Consider the following 4,443-nt stretch of genomic DNA (forward strand, 5'->3'; position numbering starts at 1 on the left):
TGACCAATGACCAATGACCAATGACCAATGACCAATGACCAATGACCAATGACCAATGACCAATGACCAATGACCAATGACCAATGACCAATGACCAATGACAAAAAAATTACAGCAACTCGCGCACATCAGAGACTTCGCCTTTAATCGCAGCAGTGGCGACCATCGCCGGACTCATTAATAATGTTCGACCGGAAGAGGAACCTTGTCTTCCTTTAAAGTTGCGGTTGGAGGAAGAAGCGCTGATTTGTCTTCCTTGTAGCTTATCCGGGTTCATGGCTAAACACATAGAACATCCTGGTTCCCGCCATTCAAATCCGGCTGCTTCAAAGATTTTATCCAGTCCTTCAGCTTCCGCCTCTTGCTTCACCCTTTCAGAACCGGGGACAACAAAAGCTTTGATTCCCTCTGCAACGTGGCGACCTTTGGCGATTTTCGCAGCTTCTCGCAAATCACTAATCCTGCCATTGGTGCAACTACCAATAAAGCAGACATCTATTTTAGTGCCTTTGATCGGTTGACCTGGATATAAATCCATATAGCGGTAAGCTTCTTCGGCTATAAATCGGTCTTCTTCTAACAGTTCTTCTGGTTGAGGTACTGACTGGTTGACACCGATACCTTGACCGGGAGTAATCCCCCAGGTAACAGTAGGAGGAATTTCCGCAGCGTCGAATAGCACTAGATCATCGTACTGGGCATCAGCATCGCTCTTGATGGATTCCCACCAAGCCACTGCTTTATGCCAATCTGCATCAATGGGGGCAAAATCTCTGCCTTTGAGGTAATCGTAGGTGACTTGATCGGGATTAACGTAGCCGCATCTAGCACCGCCTTCGATCGCCATATTGCAGACAGTCATCCTCTCTTCCATATTCATTTGCTCAAATGTCGTACCGGCAAATTCGTAAGCATAGCCCACGCCACCTTTAACACCAAGTGAGCGGATGATATGTAAAATTACATCTTTGGCGTAAACACCAGGGTTGAGAGTGCCATTAACTCCGATTTTGCGGACTTTCAGTTTGGATAAGGCCAGAGTTTGAGAAGCGAGAATATCCCGGACTTGGCTAGTACCGATACCAAATGCGATCGCACCAAATGCTCCATGACTGGAAGTGTGACTATCTCCACAAGCGATCGTCATTCCTGGCTGAGTCAGTCCAAGTTCTGGAGCGATCACATGAACTATACCTTGGCTACCAGAACCGATATTGTAAAAAGTTATGTTATTTTCTTGACAGTTATTTTCGAGCGCCTGAATCATTTCCTCTGCCAAGTTATCGGCAAAGGGACGCGCCTGGTTTTCTGTCGGCACAATATGATCGACTGTAGCCACAGTCCGCTCTGGAAACAGTACTTTTAGATTTCTCTCGCGTAACATAGCAAAAGCCTGGGGACTGGTGACTTCATGAATTAGGTGAAGCCCGATAAATAGTTGCGTCAGCCCTGAGGGAAGTGTACCAACGGTGTGTAAGTCCCAAACTTTATCAAATAGGGTACTTTTGCTCATACGTCAATCAGTATTTCAAGAGTCCGGTCTTAAATAGTATCAAAAAAAAGTCTTGGTTTTTACAGATCACTTAATATTACTTACATCTTTTCCTCTGTGTCCTCTGCGCCTCTGTGGTTTTATTTCAAAATGGTTTAATTCAGATTCCCGATGAGTACAAACAAGAACTCAGTGAAGGAGATGATATTAAAGTAATCGTTTTGGTGAAGAAAAAATCATCTAAAAGAAGAGACATAATTGATGAATTAACAGAAAATCCTGTTCAAGTGGATGGCGTACTCAGCCGTGAAGAAATTTATAACCGATAATTATGATTTCTGGTGCATCTTTTATTGATACGAATGTTTGGCTTTATCGTTTATTTGACGATAAAAAGATGGAGGTTGCAGAAATAACAAGAAAGCGTGATATTGCTGTTGCAATTACGCAAACTGAAGAAATCATCATTAGACATCTCCAGAAATTAAATATGCGTAACCTGAAACCCTTGTAGAGACGCGAAATTTCGCGTCTCTACATTCATTGTCGGATATCTCTATTAGTACGCAGGTTGTAAATGAGGTTGCTGCCAATTTGTTGAAAAAAGCAGCCTTTAACGAAGGGCAAATTAAATCTGTAATCCAGTCACTTTATAGTCGTTGCACTGTCGTAGAGTTCAATCTGACTATTTTTGAATCTGCATCAGATATCCGCAGTCGATATAATTTTTCTTTTTGGGATAGTCTAATTATTTCTTGTGCTGTATCGGCAAGAGCAACTATTGTCTATTCTGAAGATATGCAAGATGGGTTAGTAGTCGCTGGTCAATTAGAGATTGTGAATCCATTTAAAAAAGGCTAGAAACCCCATCTAAGCTGTCTCTAGCCTTAATTTATTTAATGGGCAGTACCAGACTCGAACTGATGACATCCTGCTTGTAAGGCAGGCGCTCTACCAACTGAGCTAACCGCCCTTTTGTTCAATCCTTAACTAATATAGCAAAACATTTCCCATTGCGCTAGTAGTTTTAAGAAAATCTTTTTTCTCTTATACTGACTCAGTATTGAGTTACTCAGGGAGCATCCCGTCAGGTGCAAAAACCTTGATAGCCGTCATCCCCTAACCCCGAATCCCATATGACGGGAGAGGGGCTGGGGGTGAGGGAAAAGATTTAAGCCAAAATTGGGATGCTCCCGTTAGTCAGCACTTAGGATTTAAGATGCCCTCTGGTCGGACGCACGATCGCATTACTATGTATGCTCTGCCGTTCGTGGCGGGCGTTACTTTCTGGCAAACTCGCAGCAGCAATGCGACTTTGTTGGTTGCAGGCGGGTTTATCTTTGGCGGGCTGATGTTTGGCCCGGATTTAGATATTTACTCTGTGCAATTTCAACGCTGGGGTTTCTTGCGCTGGATTTGGCTACCTTATCAAAAAAGTCTCCGGCATCGTTCTTTTTTATCCCACGGGCCGATTATTGGCACGATTGGGCGGATACTTTATCTGGGGTGTTTGTTAGCTATTTTGGCAATTTTTGTTTTAGCAATCGCCGAAAGGTTATGGAATCTGAGTTTTAATTGGCAAGATTTGGGGGGAACTGTGGGGCGATCGCTCGTCCAATACAATACTGAATATATCGCCCTGTTTTTGGGGTTGGAATTGGGGGCGATGAGTCATTCTCTAAGCGATTGGGGGGGTTCGGCTTATAAACGTTTTAAAAAGCAGGGGGTTCGGGGGTTGCTTCCTAGTGGCAAAATTAAGAAGCGGAAAGTCAGGGGTGGGGGTCGTCGGGGAAGAGTGAAGAAATAATTTTTTTAACGCAAAGGGACGCAAAGGGAAGCGCAGAGGTACGCAGAGGTATGGAAAATCAAAATGAGACTTTGGCGGCGTTGCAGGAATTGATTGAGGTGGTGGCAAAGTTGCGCGAGCCTGATGGTGGTTGTCCTTGGGATTTGGCGCAAACTGCCGAAACGCTCACGCCTTATGTGATTGAGGAAGCTTATGAGGTGGTAGATGCGATTAAGAGTGGAGATAAGGGTGCGATCAGAGAGGAGTTAGGCGATTTATTATTACAGGTGGTATTGCAAGCCCAAATTGCTAGCGAATCGGGGCAATTTTCCCTCAAAGAAATAACTCAAGGCATTTCCCAAAAGTTGATTCGCCGTCATCCCCATGTGTTTGGTGATGTGTCGGTGACAAGTGTGGATGAGGTGCGGCAAAATTGGGAACAGATTAAAGCTGCCGAGAAAGGCGAAGCATCCCCTCTTGCGCAAAAATTTAGTGCGAAACTCGCTCGTTATGGGCGCACCCTTCCCCCACTGACGGCGGCGATGAAGATTTCTCAAAAGGCTGCTGCGATCGGGTTTGAATGGGAAAATATTCAGGGTGTTTGGGATAAGTTTTATGAGGAGTTAGGAGAGTTTCAACAGGCTTTAGCTGAAGAAACACCACAACGACAACAAGCAGAATTAGGCGATTTACTATTTGCAGTGATTCAGCTAGCCCGTTGGCATAATCTTGACCCCAGCGCCGCTTTACAAGGCACAAATCAACGCTTTGTCCAACGATTAGAAAAAATGGAGGCAGTTGTTGACCGTCCCCTTTCTGATTACAGTTTGGATGAATTAGAAAAGTTATGGCAACAGGCAAAAGCTCAACTTGCTCAAGAAGGGTATTAGTCATTTGTCATTGGTCATTTGTCAAGAATTATTATTCTCCCCTGCCCCCCTGCCCACTCGCTTCTTTAAGATTTATCAACATCGAACCACTTATCATATAGCGATTGATAAGCACCATTTTCTTTGAGATTCAGCAAAGCCTGATTAATTGGTTTGCGGTAGAAACTGTTGTTAGGCTTAATAACTGTGCGTTCGCTGATTTTGAGGCAGTAAAAGGAATTAATTGCTTTATCGGTAAGGGTTAAGACGATTTTTCAAGCAAAGGTATTATGAGA

6 protein-coding genes and 1 tRNA gene are annotated in these 4,443 nt (G+C 43.9%); 5 read left to right on the forward strand and 2 right to left on the reverse strand.

Annotation, left to right across the window (positions count from 1 at the left end; genetic code table 11):
- Positions 1 to 109: 109 nt before the first annotated feature.
- Positions 110 to 1,513 carry a 3-isopropylmalate dehydratase large subunit gene (gene leuC, locus V7K32_RS19625; RefSeq protein ID WP_334995477.1) on the reverse strand — a complete coding sequence of 468 codons (1,404 nt, stop codon included), beginning with the start codon at positions 1,511 to 1,513 and terminating at the stop codon, positions 110 to 112.
- 113 nt (positions 1,514 to 1,626) lie between these two features.
- Between leuC and V7K32_RS19630 the strand changes: the two genes are divergently transcribed.
- From V7K32_RS19630 to V7K32_RS19640, 3 genes are all read left to right on the forward strand, one after another.
- Complete coding sequence (locus V7K32_RS19630; RefSeq protein ID WP_334995478.1) at positions 1,627 to 1,821, forward strand: hypothetical protein; 195 nt, start codon at positions 1,627 to 1,629, stop codon at positions 1,819 to 1,821.
- A gap of 2 nt (positions 1,822 to 1,823) precedes the next feature.
- On the forward strand, positions 1,824 to 2,006 hold the full coding sequence (locus tag V7K32_RS19635; RefSeq protein ID WP_334995479.1) for a hypothetical protein: 183 nt from the start codon (positions 1,824 to 1,826) through the stop codon (positions 2,004 to 2,006).
- 80 nt (positions 2,007 to 2,086) lie between these two features.
- A complete protein-coding gene (locus tag V7K32_RS19640) occupies positions 2,087 to 2,353 on the forward strand; it encodes a PIN domain-containing protein (RefSeq protein ID WP_334995480.1) in 267 nt (88 codons plus the stop codon).
- 39 nt (positions 2,354 to 2,392) lie between these two features.
- Here V7K32_RS19640 and V7K32_RS19645 read toward each other — a convergent pair.
- Positions 2,393 to 2,465, reverse strand: a tRNA-Val gene (locus tag V7K32_RS19645).
- Positions 2,466 to 2,711: 246 nt separating this feature from the next.
- On the opposite strand from V7K32_RS19645, the gene V7K32_RS19650 reads away from it, so the two are divergent.
- Together V7K32_RS19650 and mazG are read left to right on the forward strand one after the other, a co-directional pair.
- Positions 2,712 to 3,299 (forward strand): metal-binding protein, encoded by a 588-nt coding sequence (locus tag V7K32_RS19650; RefSeq protein ID WP_334995481.1) that lies wholly within the window; start codon positions 2,712 to 2,714, stop codon positions 3,297 to 3,299.
- A 50-nt stretch (positions 3,300 to 3,349) separates the two neighbouring features.
- Positions 3,350 to 4,168, forward strand: a complete 819-nt coding sequence (gene mazG, locus V7K32_RS19655; protein WP_334995482.1) for a nucleoside triphosphate pyrophosphohydrolase — start codon at positions 3,350 to 3,352, stop codon at positions 4,166 to 4,168.
- The last annotated feature ends 275 nt before the right edge of the window (positions 4,169 to 4,443 follow it).

The organism is Nostoc sp., assembly GCF_036917635.1.
Taxonomy (GTDB): domain Bacteria; phylum Cyanobacteriota; class Cyanobacteriia; order Cyanobacteriales; family Nostocaceae; genus Nostoc.

Bases quoted from the DNA above. Each gene is read 5' to 3' on its own strand.
- leuC (WP_334995477.1), bottom strand. From the start codon at position 1,513: ATGAGCAAAAGTACCCTATTTGATAAAGTTTGGGACTTACACACCGTT.
- V7K32_RS19635 (WP_334995479.1), top strand. From the start codon at position 1,824: ATGATTTCTGGTGCATCTTTTATTGATACGAATGTTTGGCTTTATCGT.
- V7K32_RS19650 (WP_334995481.1), top strand. From the start codon at position 2,712: ATGCCCTCTGGTCGGACGCACGATCGCATTACTATGTATGCTCTGCCG.
- mazG (WP_334995482.1), top strand. From the start codon at position 3,350: ATGGAAAATCAAAATGAGACTTTGGCGGCGTTGCAGGAATTGATTGAG.